Raw genomic sequence first — 21,540 nt, 5'->3', positions numbered from 1 at the left:
GGATGTCATGTTGTCTTTAAACTGTAATAATTGCCTTCATTTTTGGCGAAACACAGGTGTCTTGTGGAAATCAAAACCCTTCATAAACTTGAAAAACAGGCCTACAAAAAAAGCCATGCCGAAATAGCCAGAATAGGCTTTGCACTTTTTTTCCTTGCTGCCATTCTGGCATACAGTTTTGCTACTTCCGGTGGTGTTCCCAATAATCTGTTTCTGGCTATTGCCGCCGTGTTCGGTGGTTATATGGCAATGAATATCGGTGCCAACGATGTGGCCAATAACGTTGGCCCAGCGGTGGGCTCCAAGGCGCTGACGATGGGTGGCGCCATTATGATTGCAATGATTTTTGAGGCTGCTGGCGCCTTTATTGCTGGCGGTGAAGTGGTGTCAACCATTAAAGGCGGCATCATTGATATCAAGCAATTTGGTATCGATACTGAAACCTTTGTCTGGGCCATGATGGCCGCATTATTAGCGGCTGCTTTATGGCTTAATCTGGCGACCGTCGCCGGAGCGCCAGTATCAACTACTCACTCGATAGTGGGCGGCGTAATGGGCGGTGGTATGGCTGCCGCCGGCTTCGGTATTGTTGACTGGGGCACCATGGGTGCCATTGTCAGTTCCTGGATTATTTCGCCATTGATGGGGGGTATTATTGCAGCCGCTTTTTTATTGGCTATTAAGAAAACCATCATCTTTCGTGACGATAAAATTCAGGCCGCCTTTCGCTGGGTGCCAATTTATGTTTCGGTGATGGCCTGGGCATTTTCCACTTACTTGGTGATTAAAGGACTTAATCAGGTATGGGGACAATTTATTAATTCACTTAATGGCCTACCTCTTGTGGATTTTGCTCCTCAAGCCAAACCCAGTTTTTTTACTGCAGCGGTAATAGGCCTGCTGATTGGTGTTCTGGTTTTCTGGATTGTTAAAAAATCTATCGGCAGCAACCTGCCACAGATGAAAAATGATCGTGCCAGTGTCAACGCCCTGTTCACTATTCCCTTAATCTTTGCGGCTGCCTTATTGAGCTTTGCCCATGGTGCGAATGATGTGGCAAATGCTATCGGTCCTCTGGCCGCAATAAATGACGCCATTATGTCAGGTGGTATCACCGATAAAGCCGGTATTCCGCTTTGGGTCATGGCCGTGGGTGCGTTAGGTATTGCCATTGGTTTGGGTCTGTATGGTCCAAGACTGATTCGTACCGTAGGCGGTGAAATTACCGAGCTGGATCAGATGCGCGCCTATTCAATCGCTATGGCTGCTGCTTTGACCGTCATCATTGCCAGCCAACTCGGCTTGCCGGTCAGTACAACGCATATTGCCATTGGTGGGGTATTCGGGGTGGGCTTCCTGCGTGAATGGCTGGATGAATCCAATAAAATCGAACGCCAGATTGATCGCGAAAAAGCCGAAATCAAAGATGATAAAAAGATGCTTAATGCGTTGCGCGGTGAACTGAAAAAACTGGAGAAAAAGCCCTCCAAAACCGTGGATGAATATCAACGTATAACGGAGCTTTATCGGTTGATTGAAGAGGAAGAGTCCTCGCTGAAAAAAGCCAAAAAAGTTCTCAAAAAAGAAAAGAAAAACCTGTTCGTCAAACGCGATATGGTGAAAAAGATTGTTACAGCGTGGGTGGTCACCGTTCCAGCAGCGGCAACTTTATCAGCCTGCATCTTCTTTATGATTAGAGGCATCATGCTGTAATCAAACCTTCATTAAACTGACATATTATTTTCAGCTTATTTGTCAGGACGATTTGAACATGCTGAATAAACTTAAAGCATTGCCGATTGCGATTCAGCAATATCTGGTGGTGACCTTCAGCTACTGGGCGTTTACCGTTTCCGACGGTGCGTTACGCATGTTGGTGGTATTGTTTTTCCATCAACTGGGCTACAGCCCGCTTGAAGTGGCAATGCTGTTTGTTCTGTATGAATTTTTCGGCATTGTGACAAACCTGGTCGGTGGCTGGCTGGCCGCCAGATTAGGGTTAAACGTCACTATGCATCTGGGCTTGTTATTACAGGTCATTGCATTGACTATGCTGCTGGTGGATCCGCAATGGCTCACCGTGGCTTATGTCATGGTGGCGCAGGCGCTCTCCGGTATTGCCAAAGATCTGAATAAAATGAGTGCCAAATCCAGCATCAAAATGCTGGTGGCGGATAACGCGCAATCTACCTTATTTAAATGGATATCCATCCTTACCGGCTCCAAAAACGCCCTGAAAGGGGTTGGTTTTTTTGTCGGTGCGGCCCTGCTTTCCTGGATCGGTTTTCGTGGCGCCATACTGGCGATGGCGGTTGTACTTCTGCTGGTGTTGATTTTCAGCATCATCATGTTGCAACGCGATCTGGGCAAAGCCAAAAATAAACCAAAATTCAGTGATATCTGGTCAAAAAGTGCGCCGGTAAATCATTTATCGCTGGCACGTTTCTTTCTGTTTGGTTCACGAGATATCTGGTTTGTGGTGGCCTTACCGGTGTTTTTGCATGCTCAGTTACAGTGGCCACCCATTTATGTCGGTGGCCTACTGGCGGCTTGGGTAATTGCTTACGGTATTGTGCAGGCGCTTGCCCCTAAACTGACTGGCTTTTCCAGACAAAACGCCCCTGATGGCTATCATGTCTGGCTATGGTCCTTCCCCCTCTTTGTGTTGCCGTTATTGATTGCCGCCGCGGTGTATTTTGAATGGGCTGTCATACCTGCTTTAACCGTCGGCTTGTTAATTTATGGTGCTATCTTTGCGATCAATTCTGCCATTCATTCCTATCTGATCGTGTCATATGCTGATGCGGCCGGGGTGTCATTGGATGTCGGTTTTTATTACATGGCCAATGCCGCTGGAAGATTGTTTGGTACATTATTATCTGGCTGGGTTTATCAGGTTGCCGGGTTAGCAGCTTGTCTGGTCATTTCTGCCTTAATGATTCTGGTCGCCAGTTTTATTTCAAAAATGTTACCGCGTAAAGCCCAGACTGTATAAAGCTTTCAGCGTTGTTATCAAATTGTCATATTTAGCCGTTAAGCTTTACTCTTAGTAAAATAGTTCAGGAAAAAATCGGATATGAGCATATCGGTATTACTGGTTGAAGATGACGCCGCCATTCGTGACATGATTAATTTCAGTCTGCGTCAGGCAGGATTTACCTGCGAAGCGGTCAAGGATGGCGAAACCGGTCTGGATTGGTTGAAAAATCAACAACCAGACATGATTTTGCTGGACTGGATGTTACCCGGAATTGATGGCATCGAGTTTATCCGCCGTCTGCGTGCCAATGAGTTTTTAGCCTCCATTCCCGTAATCATGCTCACCGCCAAAGGCGAAAGTGAAGATATGGTTAAAGGGCTGAGTGTCGGCGCTGATGACTATATTAATAAACCGTTTTCCCCACCTGAATTAATAGCGCGAATTAAAGCGGTTTTACGTCGTTGTCGTCCGATGGAAGATGATGATGCCCAGAAACTGCAGATGGGTGAATTGGTCATGGACACCAAAAGCCACCGGGTCTCGGTGAATGGTGAACGCATTGAATTGGGACCGACCGAATTCCGCTTACTACACTTCTTTATGAAAAACCCCGAACGTGCCTATAACCGTTCCCAGCTGCTGGATTTTGTCTGGGGTGACACTGTCTATATAGAGGAGCGCACAGTGGATGTGCATATTCGTCGTCTGCGTAAGGCGCTGGAACACAGCGGTCATGACAACCTGGTACAAACCGTTCGCGGTGTCGGCTACCGCTTTTCTGCTGAATAGCAGGATTTTCTGATGCAATGGGATTATTGGCGTTTACTGACGGTACTCAGTCTGGCCGGTTTTGTTGGATTGGTTGTCGGCCATATGATGGCTTTCCTGTTTGTCGCTGCGCTTATTTACATTTTTTGGATGCAGAGCAAATGGAACCAGTTGCAAGCCTGGCTGGATAAGCCGAAGAAAAATAGCTCTCCGCAAGCCGAGGGGGTTATTGATGATGTGTGCCGGCAGATCGAACAGATGCGCGCACAAAACAGCAGCCGTAAAAAAAAGCTCACCGGTTATTTAAAACGTTTCCAATCGGCAACGGCTGCTTTGCCCGATGCGGTGGTCGTCATGGGCGAATTTGGGCAGGTCAGCTGGGCCAATACCTCAGCTATGACCTTGTTAGGAATCAATTGGCCTCATGACAACGGCGTCAGGGTCAACAATCTGGTTCGTGACCCGGCATTCCAGAAACTTCTTGAGCTGGAGAATAATGCCGAGGATGTCATCATCGCCGCTTCACCGATGAATGATCGTATCCAGCTTGAATTCAAAGTGGTGCGGTACGCCAGTAAAGATCGGTTATTGATCGCCAGAGATATTACCCAGACCCAGAAGTTGCAGCGTATGCGGCGGGATTTCGTAGCCAATGTGTCGCATGAATTGCGTACACCGTTGACGGTTTTGCGGGGGTATCTGGAAACCTTGACCACGGAAAGTGATCAGGAACTCTGGCAACAGGCTTTACCGATCATGCAGCAACAAAGCCAGCGAATGCATCTGATGATCAAGGATCTGCTGGCATTATCCCAACTTGAAACCGGTGAAAAGCCGTTGCAACACCGTCCAACGGATATCTGTAAATTGCTGCATAGTGTGGTGGAAGATGCCAAACGACTGGAACATTTTCATCAACATCAGATCAGCCTGCACTGCCTGAGCGAAAAATGGCTGATGGCAGATGCTGATGAACTACGCAGTGCAATCTCCAACCTGGTCTTTAATGCCGTCAAATATACTCCGGCAGAAACCTTGATCGATGTCAGATGGCATATTGAGGGCATTTTTGCCGTCATTGAGGTGAAAGATACCGGTGAAGGTATCGCCCAACATCATCTGGATCGCCTGACAGAACGTTTTTATCGTGTTGATAGTGGTCGTGCCAGGGAAACCGGTGGAACAGGACTGGGGCTGGCTATTGTCAAGCATGTGTTGCAACGACACAAAGCAGAATTGGTGATTCAAAGTGCTATCGGTGAAGGATCAAGTTTTAAATGCTGTTTTCCCGTCAAAAGCGTGATGGATAAAATCGACATTTAGCCTTGCTGAATACGGTTTGCGGCCATGTCACAGTATTGTCATATTACTTTCATATCCTTGTCACAGTTAATCGCGATACTGCTCGGGTGCTCAACGCGGTAAGCGTTGGAACTTATTTTTAACCCAAGGAGTTAATGACTCATGTTCAAGAAAAATTTTGCTATATATGGTGCCGCTTTGGCAATGACCTTTTCCTCTGCCACGTTTGCAGACGTTGATCCAAACCTGTCAGTTTATGAAAAAACCAGCGGTGTATCAGGCAGCTTATCTAGCGTCGGTTCAGACACTCTGGCGAACTTGATGACCTTGTGGGCTGAAGAGTTCAAACGCGAATATCCTAATGTCAGCATCCAGATTCAAGCAGCGGGTTCTTCAACTGCGCCGCCTGCATTAACTGAAGGTACATCGAATGTTGGTCCGATGAGCCGTGAAATGAAAGACAGCGAAATCAAAGAATTTGAAAACAAATACGGTTACAAACCAACCGCTATTCCAGTTGCAATTGATGCTCTGGCGGTTTATGTCCACAAAGATAACCCAATCAAAGGTATGACCATTCCTCAAGTAGATGCTGCTTTCTCTGCAACTCGTAAGTGTGGCTATTCAGAAGATATCACTGACTGGTCACAATTAGGTGTTGAAGGTCTGGGGTCAATCCAGTTATACGGTCGTAACTCAGTATCGGGTACTTATGGTTACTTTAAAGATAATGCTTTGTGTAAAGGTGACTATAAAAACAGTGTAAATGAGCAACCAGGTTCAGCTTCAGTTGTTCAGGGTGTGACTAAATCAACCAACGGTCTGGGTTATTCTGGTATCGGTTACAAAACATCTGGCGTTAAACTGGTTCCTTTAGCGAAAGAAGCCGGTCAACCATTTATTGAAGCCAATGGTGAAAATGCTGCTGATGGTTCATATCCAATGTCACGCTTTTTGTGGGTTTATGTGAACAAAGCACCTAATAAACCAATGTCTCCAATTGACCGTGAATTCATGAAAATGATTCTGTCTAAAGTGGGTCAGGAAGTTGTTGTTAAAGATGGTTATGTACCACTGCCAGCTAAAACTGCAGCAAAATATATGGAAATGCTGAAGTAATATTGCGAATTAAAATCACCCCGCACATTGCAAGATGTGCGGGGTTTTTTTATCTAATAGCGTTAATCAATTTGCCTGCAGATTGATTAGCAGTATTAAAATTAAGCAATCACCCTATTGCGTGCGTATTTCTTAAACGGAAACCAAATCAGATTATGGCTGAGCAAACTATTGAAAATAGCGTTATAGCTGCTGCTAATTCAAAAACGGCCCGTCGTCGGCGAAATTGGCGCGAGTTTAAAGATAAATTAGCCCGGGTTGTTGTAACTGGTGGTGGCATCATGGTGATTGTCGCCATCGTGCTGATCTTCTTTTATCTGCTATATGTGGTAATTCCACTGTTCAATAGTGCTGACCTGCGTACTGAACAACAATTCGAACAAGTGCCAACCAATAATGTTCATCTGACCCTGGATGAATATAATGAAGTGGCATTATCGCTGGATGAAAAGGCGAATTTACGTTTTTTTAATGCACATAATGGCAATGAAATATCCGCTGTTGATCTACCCATCCCAGCCGAAAGTTCTGTCAGCAGTTTCTCAGCAGGTAGTGCCTCAACCGGTGTGTTTGCTTATGGTCTGGACAATGGTCAGGCGATAGTCTTCCAGGAAAACTACAAAATCAGTTATCCGCAGGGAACACAACGACTGATTACGCCAGAAATCCAGTATCCCATTGGTGAAGAACTGGTCGAAATCGATCCACAGGGACAGCCGTTGCAGATGCTGACGGTTCAAAGTTATGACGACCTCACCACCTTAGTGGCGCTCACTGCTGATAATCGACTGGTTATGTCGCGTATTACCAAGGATGTGAACTTTCTTGATGAAACCGACTTTACACTGGACAACGAAAACCGCGAAATCCCATTGGATAGTAATGCACCGGTGTCAAAGATTCGGTTAGATATCGATCAGCGCGAGTTATATGTCATTCACAATGATGGTGATATTGCCTATTACGACGTACAAAACATAGACGATGTCAGAATGCTGCAGCGGATCAGCGCAGTACCTGAGGATGTTGAAATTACGGCAGCAGAATTTCTGACTGGCGGTATTTCAATATTAATAGGACGCAGTGACGGCCAGATTGACCAGTGGTTTCCAGTACGTGACGCTGACAATAATTACACCATTGAGCGGGTCAGAAGCTTCTCCGAACAGACTGCGCCCATTCGCAGTATTCTGGCTGAACAAGCTCGTAAAGGCTTTGTTGCGTTGGATGATACCGGTGATATCGGTATTTATCACACCACTGCAGAGAGAAACCTGTTGGTGGAGAATATTCTGGCCGACGCCAATGCCAAAATGGCCTTGTCACCTCGGGCAAATGGTCTGATAACGGTTGCAATGAATGGTGATACTCAGTTTCATGAAATTGAAAATGAACACCCCGAAGTTTCCTGGCATTCCTTATGGGAAAAAGTCTGGTATGAAAGTCGCAGCGAACCTGAGTATCTATGGCAGTCTTCTTCTTCCAGCAATGACTTTGAACCGAAACTCAGTCTTACTCCATTAACATTCGGCACCATTAAAGCGGCATTTTACGCCATGATGGTCGCCGTGCCGCTGGCGATTATGGGGGCGATTTTTACCGCCTACTTCATGTCACCGCGAATGCGTAATCTGGTGAAACCGACCATTGAAATCATGGAAGCCTTACCAACGGTTATTCTGGGGTTTCTGGCCGGTTTATGGTTGGCCCCGCTGGTGGAAAACAACCTGCCCGGTGTTTTCAGTATTCTGATCCTCACCCCCATTATGGTGTTGCTCACCGCCTGGCTATGGACCAAATTACCTAAATCATTGCGTCAGCGAATTCCTGATGGTTGGGAAGCGGCGATCTTGATTCCTATCGTTATTCTGGTCGGTATTATTTCGATGAAATTAAGTCTGCCATTGGAGAATCTGTTATTTGGTGGCGATATGCCGGGTTGGCTGGAATCAACCGGTATCGGCTATGATCAGCGTAACTCGTTAGTCGTCGGTATGGTGATGGGCTTTGCCGTTATCCCGACCATTTTCTCGATTACCGAAGATGCCATTTTCAGTGTGCCAAAACAATTGACCATTGGTTCTTTGGCACTGGGTGCAACACCTTGGCAAACCTTAACAAAAGTGGTGTTACTTACCGCCAGTCCGGCAATTTTCTCGGCCGTCATGATCGGTCTGGGGCGTGCGGTAGGTGAAACGATGATTGTATTGATGGCGACCGGAAATACGCCCATTATGGATTTCAATATTTTTGAGGGATTCAGAGCCTTATCAGCCAATATCGCGGTAGAAATGCCTGAAGCGGCGGTGAACAGTACCCATTATCGTGTGCTGTTCCTTGCAGCGTTGGTGCTGTTCTCAGCGACTTTTGTGTTTAACACCCTTGCAGAGCTGGTTCGCCAGCGTCTGCGTAAGAAATATAGCAGCCTTTAAACAGAGATCAGCATGTCTAATTCAACATTTAAATCCTGGTATCAAAGTGGCAGTCCGTGGGTCTGGCTTAATGCCGGTGCAGTTTCCATCAGTCTGATTGCGGTTATTGGTCTGGTTTTATTGATTGCGGTTCGTGGCCTCAGCCATTTCTGGCCAGCAGACATTATGTCAGTGGAATACAACGAGCCTGGTTTGGAGCCGACAGTTCTAATTGGTGAAAGAGTTGATCATGAGATTGTTCCTGCGGAAAGAGTGCCTTCTGATTACCAGCTAAAAGAAGGTCAGATAAGTGTTGAGCGTTACCTGCTAAAAATCGGTAATCGCGATCAATTCGGTCTGGATTTTCGCTGGGTAAACAAAGACTGGATGGGTGAGGTCAGCTATCCGGAAGATATTCTGGCTATTGAACGTCGTGAATGGGGTCATTTCTATGGTTATCTGCTATCCGTGCAGCAACAGGGCGAAACAGTAGCCGATGGTGACCAGGCCTGGCCAGAGTTTCAGCAACGGCTCGAACGTAGCAATAATCTGGTTGCTGAAATCAAATATATTGAAAAGATCGAAATTGGCAAAATAAATCAGGCACTTGAATCTCTGCGTCTGGATGAGAGACGTTTGGAGTTGGATAATGTTCCTCAAGATAATGCTGCCTATGCCGAGATTGAAGCTGCAAAAGCGGTACAAAATGAAAAATATGGCGAATTACAAACTCGACTTAACGATTTAAATCAGGCTTTGGTGCGTGATCAGGTGGTCATGCAAATGTCCAATGGCGATGAAGTGATCATTCCGATGTCGAAAATTGTTGATGTCGTGAAACCGAACGATATGAATCGTTTCGAAAAATTGCAGCACTATTTTCATGAAGTGTGGAAATTTGTTTCCGGCGAGCCTCGCGAAGCCAATACGGAAGGTGGGATTTTCCCGGCCATATTCGGCACCGTGATGATGGTGCTGATTATGTCAGTGATCGTCACGCCTTTTGGTGTCATTGCTGCAATTTATCTGAAAGAATATGCAAAACAGGGTTTTATCACCCGAACAATTCGTATCGCGGTCAATAATCTGGCCGGTGTTCCGTCAATCGTCTACGGCGTATTCGGTCTGGGGTTCTTTGTCTATTTCCTCGGTGGCAATATTGATGAAATATTCTTCCAGGCAAAACTACCTTCACCAACTTTTGGTCAACCCGGCTTGATGTGGGCGTCGTTAACGCTAGCTATTCTGACCGTGCCGGTGGTTATCGTGGCAACCGAAGAGGGGTTGTCACGTATTCCACGGGCGATGCGTGAAGGCAGTCTTGCTTTGGGCGCTACTAAAGCGGAAACCTTATGGCGCACGGTTATTCCAATGGCGGCTCCTGCAATGATGACCGGGTTGATTCTGGCGGTCGCCCGAGCAGCGGGTGAGGTTGCTCCGTTGATGATGGTGGGTGTAGTAAAACTGGCGCCAGCGTTAGCAGTTGATTCTGTTGCACCGTATTTGCATCTGGACCGCCAGTTTATGCATTTGGGTTTCCATATTTATGACGTGGGTTTCCAGAGTCCGAATGTTGAAGCAGCACGTCCGCTGGTTTATGCCACTGCATTTCTGCTGTTGCTGATAATAGTAGTGTTGAATTTAACGGCGATTAGTATCCGTAATCGTCTGCGTGAAAACTTTAAAGCGAGTGATAACTAATGGAAGCAGTCAATCAACAAAAAAACGCGGCGCGTGGCATTGATATCGAATCAATGAATCGTGGCCCGAAACTGAATATGGCTGATGAAAAGACCTGTATTGAAATTAAAAATTTCAATTTGTTTTATGGCGACGCTCAGGCATTAAAAGATATCAACCTGACCATTCCACGTCATAGAGTAACGGCTTTTATCGGTCCAAGCGGGTGCGGTAAATCAACTTTCCTAAGATGTTTCAATCGAATGAATGACTTGATTGATAACGTCAATATTCAGGGGCAGTTACTGCTGGATGGTGAAGAACTGAACTCGCCGGCAGTCAACGTATCTGATTTGCGTCGTAAAGTTGGCATGGTGTTTCAGAAGCCGAATCCATTTCCAAAAACAATTTATGAAAATGTCGCCTACGGCCTGCGTTTGCAAGGTGTAAATGATCGCCAGACGCTGGATAAAGTCGTGGAAAAATCGCTGAAAGGCGCTGCATTGTGGGATGAAGTAAAGGATCGATTGCAATCCTCAGCAATGGGTCTGTCAGGCGGTCAACAGCAAAGACTGGTGATTGCCCGTGCCATTGCTATCGAACCGGAAGTATTATTGCTTGATGAACCGGCCTCTGCTCTGGATCCTTTATCTACGCTTAAGATCGAAGAACTGATTTACGAACTGAAAGAAAAATACACCATCGTTATCGTCACACACAATATGCAACAGGCGGCCAGGGTCTCGGACTACACAGCGTTCATGTATATGGGGGAGTTAATCGAATTTGGTGCCACGGATGAGTTATTTACCAATCCGGGCAAAAAGCAAACGGAAGACTATATTACCGGCCGTTACGGCTAGGCTGCAGGTTCAGGAGATCCTTTATGGCTACAAATCAATCACAACATATTTCGCAACAGTTCGAGAAAGAGCTTCAAGATATCCGCAGCCGTGTTCTAGCCATGGGTGGAGTGGTCGAAAAACAGGTTTCGGGCGCGATGGAAGCTTTGGTTACCGGGGACGCTGACTTGGCTCGTCAGGTCATCAGTGGTGATGAAGACGTTAATAAACTGGATGTCAGCATTGATGAAGAATGTATTCAGATCCTTGCACTGCGACAACCCACGGCCAGTGACTTACGTCTGGTGACCGGTATTCTGAAAACCATCACCGATCTGGAACGAATTGGCGACGAAGCCGTCCGTATTGCGCGAATGGCACTGAATCTTGCCGAAAAGGATCGGCCGAAAAAGAATTATCGTGAACTGCATGCTTTAGGCCAGCATGTGTCAGGTATGTTGCATAACACTCTGGATGCCTTTGCTCGTTTTGATGTTGATGCTGCCTTGCAGGTGGCGCATGAAGATCGGCAGGTCGATGCCGAATATGAAAGCATTATGCGTCAATTAATGACTTATATGATGGAAGATCCTCGTACTATCAGCCGAGTAATCGACATGATGTGGTCTGCTCGTTCTCTGGAACGGATTGGTGATCATTCACGTAATGTTTCTGAACATATTATCTATCTGGTAGAAGGCAAGGATGTCAGACATTTAACCGTGGAAAAAATGGAAAAAGTAGTCAAAGGCGGCGAATAATTTCTCTCGGTGCGACTTGGGCCCGCCTCAATTGTGGAAGCGGGCTTTTTTTTGAACATAAAACGCAAAGTTCATAGCATCGATGGCCTTAGTCAGGCAAAATGCCATCACCTCCGTATAAGCAAACTGAGTTTATGGAAACACCTGAAGATTATAATGTACTTGCCGCTGTAGATCTTGGTTCTAACAGCTTTCATATGATTATTGCCCGCCTGAGGGACGGGCATTTCCAGATTATGGATCGACTGCGTGAAATGGTGCAGTTGCGTGCCGGCTTGAATAAGCAGAATGTACTGTCTGATGAGGCTCAGACACGTGCCATTGCCTGTTTGGAGCGGTTTGGAGAACGTATTCGCCATTTACCGGCTGGCAAGGTGAGGGTAGTCGGCACCAATACCTTACGCATCGCTGAAAACAGTCGTGAATTTCTCCGCAAGGCTCGTCAGGCCCTGGGACATCCTATTGAGATCGTCACGGGTGAAGAAGAAGCCCGGCTGATTTATATGGGCGTTTCCCGCTCACTGGCGTTTGATAACACCCGCCGTCTGGTCATGGATATTGGCGGTGGCAGTACTGAATTTATCATCGGCGAAGGACTGGAAGGACTGCGTCGTGAAAGTCTGGAAATGGGCTGTGTCAGTTTCAGTCAGCGGTTTTTCAGTGATGGCAACGTCAGTCAATTACGCATACAGGCGGCGCTACTTACCGCAGCAATCAAATTACGTTCCATTCAACGGCCTTATCAAAACCTTGGCTGGGTTGAGGCAGTCGGCGCTTCTGGAACCATTCGTACTGTGTCCAGTATTGTCACGGCGCAGAATTGGAGTGAAAACGGCGTTATCACTAATGAAGCACTGGATAAAATCATTGCTCACATGGTGGAAGCCGGTCATCAGGATAAGTTTCAACTGGAAGGCCTAAGTCCTGAAAGGGTCAATGTGCTGGCCGGTGGCGTCGCGGTTTTGAAAGCCTCATTCGATCGGTTGAAAATTGATCGCATGATCGTGTCGGATGGGGCATTACGTGAAGGTTTGCTTTACGACCTGCAAGGTCGTATTCAACATGATGATGAACGTGATCGCACAGTGAATTCCCTGGCGCGACGTTACCATGTAGATGAAGCTCATGCCGAGCGGGTCAGTAAAATGGCCGCCGAATTATATGAGCAAGTGGCTGACGAGTGGCAAATTAAGTCAGAAGAGCAATTACAGCGTTTGCAATGGGCTGCCAAACTGCACGAAGTCGGGCTGGAAATTTCGCATTATCAATATCACAAACATTCGTCATATTTAGTTGCACATTCAGATTTACCGGGTTTTTCCAGAGAAGAACAGCAGGCACTCGCTGCAATGGTGCGAGGCCAGCGCCGGAGTTTCCCACGTAAACATATCAAGCAATTGTCTGATGATATGCAGCAGTCCACGTTGCGATTGACGATTCTGCTACGTTTATCCCTGGTATTTAATCGTGGTCGTAGTGAAAAAACCGATACCCATGTTGGCCTCAGTCTGCATCGAAATACATTAATATTGACACTGCCTGAAGGCTGGCTGGAAGAACATCCATTGACCGAAGCAGATCTATTGCAGGAAAGACAGGAACTCAAGGAAATTGATATTCGCTTGAAATTTCGTGATTAAACAGGAATTTCAGCCCACTGCAACGGTCAACTTGTTACTGAGGAAGGGCAGAATTATGTGGCAATCATTAGCGATAATTGTGTCAGCTGCAATGTTGATGTCACCGCTTTATGCTGAAGAAATGCATTATCAAAGCGAGACCGGAGGAGATCGCTTGACGATCAGTCAAACCCCCGACGGCAAACACTGGGCTACACTGATAATCAGTGACAGACATACCGCCAGTTTTGCCCATAATGAACTGATTCTATTACAAATTGACGAGCAAACACCCATCTCTCTTGAGCATGACAATCTGAGCTGTGGATCGCCCGCTAAAGCAGACCAAACGGTTTTTTATGACTTTTCCGAATCTGCAAGTGCCTCGCTTGCAACAGCCAATCCCCAGCCTTTACCAAAAGGCTTCCAGCAGGTCAGACAGCGGGATGTGTTTTCTTCAATAATGGCAGACAGACGTGCTGAAACGGTGGATTTTTTGTTAAGTGACGCCTCACTCAGTCTTCAGCAATTATCTTTCGTTAAAACAGTAAAATTTCGTTTCGTTACCGATGATGGCCAGTGTCGCCAAGCTATTTTCAGGCTAAATTAATAGCCTCTTTTGCTGGCTTGTCTTTTATGACAAGCCAGCGAGCTCGGTTTAATTCGCTTTTTTGGGTTTGACCTCACCAATAGCACCATCAGCACGGGCTTTCAGGTAAGCATATAACTGATCAATTCCTTCCATTACCTGTGGATTGCTTCCCCAGGCTGGCATCATGCCAATTTGTCCCATTTTTCCCTCAGTAACTGAAGTTATAAATTCATCTTTGGAGATTATATTCAGGCTGTCTGCCAAGTTAGGTCCCGCCATACCCTGTCCATAGGTGCCGTGACAGCGAGCACACCAGTTTCGATAGAGTTTATAACCGTTATAGGTTTCACTATCCAGAAGCTGTCCATCGGTAACGGTGTAAGGTTGCTCTTCAGCCTGTATGAAAGGACTGAAAGCCAATAGGCTTGCCATCATCACTAAAGGAACGGTTTTTATTTTGTTTGTCTTCATCTTTTACCCCCATAAATCGTAACAATCAGGTTATTGAAGCGTAACCGAAACACTCATCACAACATCAAAGAACTTCGGGTTCAAACTCTTGCTGAAATCAACCAAAAGATCGCTATCGCAATGATCAAAACCTTAATTTAACAACAGAGAGGTGTAAACTTCTGCTTTTAAGGTTTGTGGTTGGGTAACATTCAAGCAATTTCAACTATCAGTTTCAGTTTGTTCATTTTCGTCATGGTTTTGTTCGCTCAAATGTGCAATAAACCTTTGACGTTTTTGAATAGCAACTTCTCTAACCTGTTGAAATGAGTTTAGACGATCCCTTAACTGGGAAAATGTGTATTTTGCTACAGGGCTATGGCAAATCACACAATAATCACAAGGTTAAAGTGTTAATCTGCCCACTAGAAGATTTTCAGGTTATATAAATGGATGCGCACATTACCTCTTTAGCTACCGCCTTTTTGCTGGGCTTGTTCAGCTCGGCACATTGCATTGCGATGTGTGGTTCAGTGATTGGTGCATTAACGTTAACGTTACCTGGTCATATTCGTGAGCAGCCTCAAAAAATGCTGCCTTTTGTACTGAACTACAATATTGGTCGAATTCTTAGCTATACCCTCGCTGGTGGATTGGTTGGTCTATTTGCCTCACCATTAGCTCAAATCAATGGATTGCCTTTTTTACGCTATCTCTCCGCGTTGGTGATGATCGGTATGGGATTGTATCTGGCTGGCTGGTTTCCTAAATTTGCGCATGCTGAAAAAATTGGTGCACCAATCTGGCGTAAGCTGCAGCCCATTGGTCAGAAGTTGTTGCCGGTACGAAACCTGAAACAAGCCTTTTTGTTGGGAGCGGTATGGGGCTGGCTGCCATGCGGTCTGGTCTATGCCGGACTTGCTGTTGCTGCCACAACAGGTGATATTTTTTATGCTGCCTCAGTGATGCTGGCATTTGGTTTGGGTACCTTGCCGGCAGTGATGGGGGCCGGTATGTTTGCTGGCTTACTGGCCTCTTTAGCGCGCAATCAATTGTTTAGAAAAATTGCAGGGGGGCTAATTATCTTTATGGCCTTAATGGTTTTATTATGGCCGCAAGCCGATCATCAGCATCATGAAATCATGGATCTTGAACCCATTACGGTGCCGGAATCATAAAATGCGTTGGATAGATATCAGTCTCAAGGTGAGCAGGTCAACATGACGACGGAAATGATTGGTCACTCACCGCAAATTACGCATATTCAGCGCGTGTTACCGATGATCGCGTTAAGTGATGCCAGCGTATTAATATGTGGTGCGACCGGAACGGGTAAAGAATTGGTAGCACAGCGCCTGCACCAGTTAAGTCGGCGAGCCGATAAATCAATGATGACGATTAATTGTGCGGCATTACCAGTACAGGATGTCGAAGTGGATTTATTTGGTCGGGCCAATGCTGATGGTGAGGTAATTGAATCAGGCCGTTTGTTAGCTGCACAAGGTAGTTCCGTGTTTCTTGATGAAGTTGATGCGCTTCCACTATCGGTACAGGCAAAAGTTTTACGCTTTCTGGAAGCCGGCGAATGTCAGTTGGCAGGAAGTCATAAGTTGCACGTCATTGATGCACGAATTCTGGCCGCAACCAGTGTGGATTTACCTGCTGAGGTTAAAGCAGGACGCTTTCGGGCTGATCTCTATTATCGTCTACAGGTTGTGCCTCTGGAATTACCACCGTTAAATCAACGCAGTGAAGATATTTCGTTGTTATTGACCTATTTTGCCAAACAGTTTGCGGGCAACAATGCACCGCTGCGGTTTTCAAAAGAAGTGATTCATCAATTACAACGATATGATTGGCCCGGCAATGTCCGTGAGTTATCAAATTTTTGTCAGCGCCTTAGTTTATTGCAGCCTGGAATTATGGTGCAGTCAAAGGATTTGCCATTAGAGATGCAACAGAAATCCTTATCCAGTGCTCAGCAGTTCACTCTTCCTGCTGAAGGTATTGATCTTGCCCAGCTGGAGCTGGACTTAATTGAACAAGCATTAGAGCTAGCTGCAGGGAATCGTTCCAAAGCCGCCAGATTATTAGGTGTTACGCGCGATACGCTGCTGTATCGTATGCAGAAATATGGCCTCTCGGACGACGCAAAATAAGCTTTAGAGTCTGAATGTTTTACTTTGGCTCTCGATAGCATTTTGACAGACAAACTGACCCGTAGTCAGTGCGAAAAAATCGTTGATGGTTTACAGTAGCGGCACGGCAACAAACGAGTAATCAAGCATGAAACAATATCTCGATTTACTTCGCGATGTGATGGAAAACGGCACCGACAAAGGTGACCGAACCGGTACCGGTACCCGTTCAGTATTTGGCCGGCAGATACGCTATGATTTGGTGGACGGTTTTCCATTGCTGACCACTAAAAAACTGCATATTCGCAGCATTCTGCATGAACTTCTGTGGTTTCTCAGTGGCGAAACCAATATTCGTTACCTCAAAGAAAACGGCGTATCGATTTGGGATGAATGGGCCTCTCCAGATGGTGAGCTTGGTCCGGTGTATGGCGCACAATGGCGGAATTGGAAGGGGGCTGACGGTAAAAACTATGATCAAATTGAAGCATTGGTTGATGGGCTGAAAAATAACCCCGACAGCCGCCGGCATATTATCAACGGTTGGAATGTCGCTCTGTTACCGGACGAAAAACAAAAGCCTTGGGAAAATGCCGCAGCGGGCCGAATGGCATTGCCTCCATGCCATGTTTTGTATCAGTTTTATGTTGCCAACGGAAAACTCAGCGCCTCGCTGTATATCCGTTCCAACGATTTGTTTCTGGGCAATCCCTATAACACGGCGTCATTGGCTTTTTTAACACATATGCTGGCCCAGCAATGTGATTTGGATGTTGGTGAAATTGTGCTCAGTATTGGCGATGCACACATATACAGCAATCACTTCGATCAAGTTGAAACGCAGTTGCAACGTACTCCCGGCCCGTTACCTAAATTAAGACTTCATCGTAAACCGGCCTCTATGATGGATTACCGGTTTGAAGATTTTGAAATCGTTGATTATGTGGCACAACCACATATTAAAGCTCCTATAGCGGTGTAATATGGAGAAAGCACAAAAACCTTTATATATCGTTTGGCAGGACAAGTTTTTGCAAAACGAATCAATCATTGATGAGCAGCATCGTGGAGCGGTGGCGATAATCAATTCGCTGCATTATTTCATTCAGCAGGGCTATGGTTTGCGGGATCTGATGCCTACCGTCAATGTATTGAAAAGCTATCTGAATTTTCATTTCAAAACTGAAGAGGGTATTTTGCATGCAATGCAAAGCCCCTTGCTGAAACAATACCGGTTGGATGAAGCAAAGATAATGGATGAGTTTGATATTCAATGCCGTCTGGGCTTGAGGGATAACGAAGCCCAGATCTTGCTGGTATTTCTAAAAAAATGGTGGCAAGACCACTTAAAACTCCACAAAAAAATTACTCCGTATTTGCATAAGTGGGAAGGTGATTACTGCCGTACAAGCTGATTTCTTTCAGGCAGAAGCCGTTTCAAATGCAGTTAAGATTCATTTAAGCAAGCAGGTTTATGCTACTGGATAATCGATAAAGTTGAGGAACATCAATATGGCACAATCAAATCTAAAAGCTTATCCGGTATGGGATGGCGGTGTTCGTTTATTTCACTGGGTAAATGTGCTGACTATTATAGGGCTGTTGGCTATTGGTTTAGTGCTGATGTTCAGTAAAGATTTGGGCATTACTGATGAGGGTAAGATTCTGTTGAAAGCCGCTCATATCTGGGTCGGTTATGTGTTTGTGGTCAATTTACTGGCTCGATTTGTCTGGGCCTTTTTAGGTAACCGTTTCGCTCGTTGGAAAGCTATCTTACCGTTTGGCAAAGTGTATAAAGCTCAATTTCAAGCCTATCTGCAAGGCCGTAAAATTGGGCGAGATGTGCATTTTCTGGGACATAATCCGTTAGGTCGATGGAGTGTTTTACTGATGTTTTTGCTGATGATTGGTCAAGGCATAACGGGGCTGGTGTTAGCAAGTACTGACTTATACATGGCCCCGTTTGGTTCACAAATGAAAGCCTGGGTGGCTGAGGATGAAGCGGCTATAGCGATGGTTCAACCCTATCAGAAACAGGGTGTTGATCCTATTGCCTATCAGGAAATGCGAGATTTCCGAAAACCCTTTCGCACACTGCATACCTACTTTTTTTATCTGTTAATGTTTTCGATAGTACTGCATATCTCAGCCGTTATCGTGGAAGAAAAACGCAGACGTAACGGCCTGACCTCAGCGATGATTACCGGTGAGAAAGTCTTTAAAGAAAAACCGTTTGATGCGGATTAACTAAATCGTTAAGCCGTATGGCGACTGGTCACCAGTCGCCGTGCCCGGCGCTTTTGTAACCAACGGATCAAACCGGTCACAAATAATATTAATGGTAAAAAGCCAGCAATAAACACTAAGATCCGGCCGGTCATGCCAAACACTTCACCGTTATGCAGCGGATGTAACCAGTGCATTAATACATCACCACCAGTGTCTTGTTTAGTATCACGAAGCGCCAGAATCTCCCCACTAATGGGATCAATCCACACCTGAGTTCGAGGAAAACGTCGACTGGGTTCACCCTCTTGATACAACGCAATTCGCCATGCTTTTTGGTTATTTAATCCAGGTGTTTCAACCCAGCGTAATTCTGCGTCAGGAAACCAATTTTTGGCGATTTCGACAGCCTGATCCGCCGTAATGCGATCAACACTTTCGCTATGGTTTAAGGCAATCTTTGGTGCACTGGTTAAATCAGAAAATGGCCTAACCAACATGGCCGCTTCATCGGGCAAGGCCAGTGCCGCCCCGGTTAGACTTAAAATCAGCAAAAACACTAAACCGTAACTGCCTGTCAGCACATGCAGATCATAATTAAATCGTGCTTTGCCAGATCGAAGCTGTGGTTTTAAAGCATGATTTAACCCCGCCCAACCCGGCCACCACAGCCAAATTCCCGAAATAAACGAGATCAACGAAATCAGCCCGATAATGCCAATCGCGATTTTGCCAGGTTTGTTCAACAGAAGACTGTAATGCAAATCGTAAATCCAGGTCATTGCATAATCGCCCCATAAACGGGAGCTGGTCACCTCCAGCGAGATCGGATCGACTGTCAGCATTAACGGTGCGAAATTTTTTCCAACTGATTCAATCGGGGTGTAATAACGCGCCATAATCGGCCAGTCTGTATGCATTGGCTGTTCGATTCGCCAGGAATTTTGCCGCTTCGGATGTGCTTGTTGCAAGGCATCCAAAATATCCTGTTGGGCTGGCATTTCGTAAGGAACGCTGGTGGGTTCCATTTGCGGATTGAGGATTTGATCGATGTCCAGATAAAACACCAGAATACTGCCAGTCAGCCCCAGCAATACCAGCACGGCACCGATACTCAAACCGAGGTATAAATGAATGCTCAGCCAGATGCGGCGGGCGTTTTTCATGGTGGGCTTTTATCCGAATGACGTAGCTGATTTGCTGCCAATAGTGACAGCGAATCAAAAAAAGTTATGGGCTAGAAGTCTACCTGAACTGAGCCATATACAGCACGTCCATCGCCGGGGGAGTGCAGTGTCAGTGTCTGAACCTCATCAAACCAGACATATTCATAATCGCGGTCCAATACATTTTTGAGTTCCAATCCCAGTTTTACTTTGTCAGTGAGTGTGTAACTGGCCGAAGCATTGACCAAAACATACTGACCAAATTTTCGTGTATCTTTCTCTACGTTCAGTTGGTAATTATCTTGCGCACTGATCCAACTGGATAGTTTCAGTTTGGGGTTGGCCTGATAATCGATACCAGCATCAACTAAATAACTCGGCACATGATCAATTTCATTGCCTTTTGAACCGGGTTTATCTGAGCCTGCTTTCAGTATTTCCGAATCCTGAAATGCTGCGGCAAACCACAAACCTAATTTTTCGGTGGCTTGTGCATTAAATTGAATATCGATGCCACGACGTTCAGTTTTACCAATATTTTCACTGTCATTATTGGCATCACCTAACTTTGTTTTGAACTCTCCTGAGGCAACCTGCTCCCAGAGCGCAACACGACCATTTAGCCAATCAGTCGGCGTAAATTTCAGACCGATCTCCCAGCCTTCGTTAATAGATGGATCCAAATCATCGGAGAAAACATTTTTCTGGTAGCTGGCGGCACCTGAAGCCACTTGAAAAGTTTTACCCCAATTGCCATATACTGCATAACGGTCGGTGAGCGAATACACAGCACTGAATTTTGGCTGACTGATATTGCCATAGTCATTTATATCACGATGCACACCGGCATCGTTCAAGCTGCCGCGAACCGTATCCACGCGATAAGCCGGTACCAGTTTTAACTTTTCGGTCGGTTTGTAAATGGCCTGGACAAAGCCCCCATAGATATCAAAATCAAAGTTTTGATCCCGCGTCTGCGAGGTCCGATTTCTAAAATCATCCACAATATAACGGCGGCTTTCATTGTCTTGAAACTCGGCGCTCAATCCACCCATCAAGGCGAACTCATGCGCCCAGCTCACTTCAGGTCGCCAGGTCAACGTGCTTAAAGCGCCTTTATGATCTTCCTGGGTGATGCGTTCATTATGATTACCACCGGCGGAGAAGGTTACATAGCGATATTCATCAAGCTGATTCAGATAGGCTTTGGTATTCCAGAATAAGTTATCGCTGAGATCAACATCCAGATGTGCACTGAATTGATTCATAGAGCGATCCCCTCCATCCGGGGCATTGTGAGGACGGGATTGTTCTGGATCATCGCGGGCTTCAAAACGGGTTAAATAACCTGCCTCTTCAGCATCGGCCTGACCATGGCGGGCGATAAAACCAATCTGAGCACGGCCACTTTCCGGTGTATAAAACCATTTTCCAGAAAACGTGCTTTTTTCGATATCACTATGATCACGGTAACGATTTGAATCTA

General features: G+C 45.9%; 19 protein-coding genes. 16 read left to right on the top strand and 3 right to left on the bottom strand.

Annotated features, from left to right (window positions below; genetic code table 11):
* The first annotated feature begins 63 nt into the window (after positions 1–63).
* The 11 genes from Q7A_RS00570 (at position 64) to Q7A_RS00520 (ending at position 14,092) form a co-directional block, all read left to right on the top strand.
* Entirely contained in the window at positions 64–1,713 is a 1,650-nt protein-coding gene (locus Q7A_RS00570; protein ID WP_014705359.1) for an inorganic phosphate transporter, read from the top strand.
* A gap of 58 nt (positions 1,714–1,771) precedes the next feature.
* The gene (arsJ, locus tag Q7A_RS00565; RefSeq protein ID WP_014705358.1) at positions 1,772–2,995 is read left to right on the top strand and encodes an organoarsenical effux MFS transporter ArsJ; all 1,224 of its coding nucleotides are present in this window, start codon (positions 1,772–1,774) and stop codon (positions 2,993–2,995) included.
* 81 nt (positions 2,996–3,076) lie between these two features.
* The gene (phoB, locus tag Q7A_RS00560) at positions 3,077–3,769 is read left to right on the top strand and encodes a phosphate regulon transcriptional regulator PhoB (RefSeq protein ID WP_014705357.1); all 693 of its coding nucleotides are present in this window, start codon (positions 3,077–3,079) and stop codon (positions 3,767–3,769) included.
* 12 nt (positions 3,770–3,781) lie between these two features.
* On the top strand, positions 3,782–5,071 hold the full coding sequence (gene phoR / locus Q7A_RS00555) for a phosphate regulon sensor histidine kinase PhoR (RefSeq protein ID WP_014705356.1): 1,290 nt from the start codon (positions 3,782–3,784) through the stop codon (positions 5,069–5,071).
* A 141-nt stretch (positions 5,072–5,212) separates the two neighbouring features.
* Entirely contained in the window at positions 5,213–6,169 is a 957-nt protein-coding gene (locus Q7A_RS00550) for a PstS family phosphate ABC transporter substrate-binding protein (RefSeq protein ID WP_014705355.1), read from the top strand.
* A 155-nt stretch (positions 6,170–6,324) separates the two neighbouring features.
* Positions 6,325–8,601 (top strand): ABC transporter permease subunit, encoded by a 2,277-nt coding sequence (locus tag Q7A_RS00545; RefSeq protein ID WP_014705354.1) that lies wholly within the window; start codon positions 6,325–6,327, stop codon positions 8,599–8,601.
* A gap of 12 nt (positions 8,602–8,613) precedes the next feature.
* On the top strand, positions 8,614–10,281 hold the full coding sequence (pstA, locus tag Q7A_RS00540; protein ID WP_014705353.1) for a phosphate ABC transporter permease PstA: 1,668 nt from the start codon (positions 8,614–8,616) through the stop codon (positions 10,279–10,281).
* On the top strand, positions 10,281–11,123 hold the full coding sequence (gene pstB, locus Q7A_RS00535) for a phosphate ABC transporter ATP-binding protein PstB (RefSeq protein WP_014705352.1): 843 nt from the start codon (positions 10,281–10,283) through the stop codon (positions 11,121–11,123). Before pstA ends, pstB begins: the two co-directional genes overlap by 1 nt.
* A 23-nt stretch (positions 11,124–11,146) precedes the next feature.
* The gene (phoU, locus tag Q7A_RS00530) at positions 11,147–11,863 is read left to right on the top strand and encodes a phosphate signaling complex protein PhoU (RefSeq protein WP_014705351.1); all 717 of its coding nucleotides are present in this window, start codon (positions 11,147–11,149) and stop codon (positions 11,861–11,863) included.
* Positions 11,864–11,997: 134 nt separating this feature from the next.
* On the top strand, positions 11,998–13,503 hold the full coding sequence (ppx, locus tag Q7A_RS00525; protein ID WP_014705350.1) for an exopolyphosphatase: 1,506 nt from the start codon (positions 11,998–12,000) through the stop codon (positions 13,501–13,503).
* A gap of 55 nt (positions 13,504–13,558) precedes the next feature.
* Positions 13,559–14,092, top strand: a complete 534-nt coding sequence (locus Q7A_RS00520) for a hypothetical protein (RefSeq protein ID WP_014705349.1) — start codon at positions 13,559–13,561, stop codon at positions 14,090–14,092.
* Positions 14,093–14,140: 48 nt separating this feature from the next.
* On the opposite strand, the gene Q7A_RS00515 is transcribed toward Q7A_RS00520, so the two are convergent.
* Positions 14,141–14,545 carry a c-type cytochrome gene (locus tag Q7A_RS00515; RefSeq protein ID WP_014705348.1) on the bottom strand — a complete coding sequence of 135 codons (405 nt, stop codon included), beginning with the start codon at positions 14,543–14,545 and terminating at the stop codon, positions 14,141–14,143.
* Between the two features lie 428 nt (positions 14,546–14,973).
* Between Q7A_RS00515 and Q7A_RS00510 the strand changes: the two genes are divergently transcribed.
* From Q7A_RS00510 to Q7A_RS00490, 5 genes are all read left to right on the top strand, one after another.
* Entirely contained in the window at positions 14,974–15,702 is a 729-nt protein-coding gene (locus Q7A_RS00510) for a sulfite exporter TauE/SafE family protein (RefSeq protein ID WP_014705347.1), read from the top strand.
* 42 nt (positions 15,703–15,744) lie between these two features.
* A complete protein-coding gene (locus Q7A_RS00505; RefSeq protein WP_014705346.1) occupies positions 15,745–16,683 on the top strand; it encodes a sigma 54-interacting transcriptional regulator in 939 nt (312 codons plus the stop codon).
* Positions 16,684–16,810: 127 nt separating this feature from the next.
* A complete protein-coding gene (locus Q7A_RS00500) occupies positions 16,811–17,644 on the top strand; it encodes a thymidylate synthase (RefSeq protein WP_014705345.1) in 834 nt (277 codons plus the stop codon).
* A 1-nt stretch (position 17,645) separates the two neighbouring features.
* Positions 17,646–18,077 carry a bacteriohemerythrin gene (locus Q7A_RS00495; RefSeq protein ID WP_014705344.1) on the top strand — a complete coding sequence of 144 codons (432 nt, stop codon included), beginning with the start codon at positions 17,646–17,648 and terminating at the stop codon, positions 18,075–18,077.
* Positions 18,078–18,174: 97 nt separating this feature from the next.
* Positions 18,175–18,909: a cytochrome b/b6 domain-containing protein gene (locus tag Q7A_RS00490; RefSeq protein ID WP_014705343.1), complete on the top strand. Its 735-nt coding sequence runs from the start codon at positions 18,175–18,177 to the stop codon at positions 18,907–18,909.
* 8 nt (positions 18,910–18,917) lie between these two features.
* Here the strand turns inward: Q7A_RS00490 and Q7A_RS00485 are convergent, their stop codons facing one another.
* On the bottom strand, positions 18,918–20,054 hold the full coding sequence (locus Q7A_RS00485; protein WP_014705342.1) for a PepSY-associated TM helix domain-containing protein: 1,137 nt from the start codon (positions 20,052–20,054) through the stop codon (positions 18,918–18,920).
* A gap of 71 nt (positions 20,055–20,125) precedes the next feature.
* On the bottom strand, positions 20,126–21,508 hold the full coding sequence (locus tag Q7A_RS15440; RefSeq protein WP_331231974.1) for a TonB-dependent receptor: 1,383 nt from the start codon (positions 21,506–21,508) through the stop codon (positions 20,126–20,128).
* Between the last annotated feature and the right edge of the window lie 32 nt (positions 21,509–21,540).

This window comes from Methylophaga nitratireducenticrescens (genome assembly GCF_000260985.4).
Classification (GTDB): Bacteria; Pseudomonadota; Gammaproteobacteria; order Nitrosococcales; family Methylophagaceae; genus Methylophaga; species Methylophaga nitratireducenticrescens.
This window is presented reverse-complemented; position numbering and strand designations above follow the sequence as displayed.